The sequence below is a fragment of the Nocardioides sp. genome (assembly GCF_050699375.1).
Classification (GTDB): domain Bacteria; phylum Actinomycetota; class Actinomycetes; order Propionibacteriales; family Nocardioidaceae; genus Nocardioides.
Map to the genome: position 1 here is coordinate 1 of NZ_JBOHDN010000361.1, position 1,531 is coordinate 1,531.

Annotated in this window: 1 protein-coding gene; it reads right to left on the bottom strand. The window is 70.3% G+C overall.

Going from position 1 to position 1,531, the window contains the following annotated elements; genetic code table 11:
* Positions 1–150: 150 nt before the first annotated feature.
* A complete protein-coding gene (locus ACRDPS_RS23935; protein WP_431504174.1) occupies positions 151–1,308 on the bottom strand; it encodes a 5-(carboxyamino)imidazole ribonucleotide synthase in 1,158 nt (385 codons plus the stop codon).
* Between the last annotated feature and the right edge of the window lie 223 nt (positions 1,309–1,531).

Here is a 1,531-nt window from a genome sequence, read left to right on the forward strand (position 1 = left end):
GCCGACACGGGTGACCTCTCGGCCAGCAGAACTGACGCCTCGGCCGACACGGGTGACCTCTCGGCCAGCAGAACTGACGCCTCGGCCGACACGGGTGACCTCTCGGCCAGCAGAACTGACTTCTCGGCGGGCGGGGTGACGCTTCGGCGGTCAGTCGGAGTCGTTGCCGAGGTCACCCTGGAACCAGTCGGCGGCGTGGCGGGCGCGCTCGAGGCAGTCGTCGAGGTCGTCGCCGTAGACGTTGACGTGGCCGACCTTGCGGCCGGGACGCATGTCCTTGCCATAGAGGTGGACGCGCAGGTGGGGGTCGCGGGCCATGGCGTGGGGGTAGCCGTCGTAGAGGCGCCCGACATCTTCACCAGAGGGGCCGAGGATGTTGACCATCACCGACCACTTCGCGCGGGGCGCGGGCGAGCCGAGCGGCAGGTCCATGACCGCGCGCAGGTGGTTCTCGAACTGCGAGGTGACCGCGCCGTCCTGAGTCCAGTGACCGGTGTTGTGGGGTCGCATGGCGAGCTCGTTGACCAGGAGCCGACCGTCGACGGTCTCGAACATCTCCACCGCCAGAACCCCGGTGACCCCGAGCTCCTTGGCGATCCGCAGTGCGATCTGCTCCCCCTCGACGGCGAGCTCGGCGGAGAGGTCGGGCGCGGGAGCGATGACCTCCTTGCAGACGCCGTTCTCCTGGTAGGTGTGCACGACCGGGTACGCAGCGGCCTGGCCGCTCGGCGAACGGGCGACGATCGCGGAGAGCTCTCTGCGGAAGTCGACGAGCTCCTCGGCCAGGACCTGGACACCCGCCTCCGTGGCGACGCGGAGCGGCTCGGCGACGTCGGCCACGCCGCGTACGACCCAGACGCCCTTGCCGTCATACCCGCCGCGGGTGGTCTTGAGGACGCACGGGAAACCGAACGCCTCGACCTCAGCGACCGACGACACGATGGCATTGCGCGGGCACGGGACGCCGAGCTCGTCGAGCCGCGCGCGCATGACGCCCTTGTCCTGGGCGTGAACGAGCGCATCGGGCCCCGGCCGGACCGCGACGCCGGCCGCCTCCAGCGCGTGCAGGTGCTCGGTCGGCACGTGCTCGTGGTCGAAGGTGACGACCTCGCAGCCCTCGGTCACCTTCTTCAGCAGATCCAGGTCGCGGTAGTCCCCCACCATCTGGTCGGGGATGACCTGCGCCGCCGACACGCCTTCACCCTCGGCCAGAAGCCGGAGCGGGAGGCCGAGCGCGATTGCGGGCTGAGCCATCATGCGGGCCAGCTGGCCGCCGCCGATGATCGCAAGAGTCGGTGCGAGGGTCACGATGGACAGGATAAGGAAGCAGAGCGTGTCCCGTGAACCGGCGTCGAGTCGAGCGTCGTCCAGCGCGTGGCCTGGCAACGCAGAGGAGGGAGGCGGCCCGGTGTTGGCCGTCGACCGTCGAGAACGCCGCCAGGGCGCGTGATGGGCGGCGCTCGGCCGACCAGCGGCTCATGGGACGCGCCCTACTGCCGCGGCCGGCTTTCGCGGATCCCCCTCACAGATA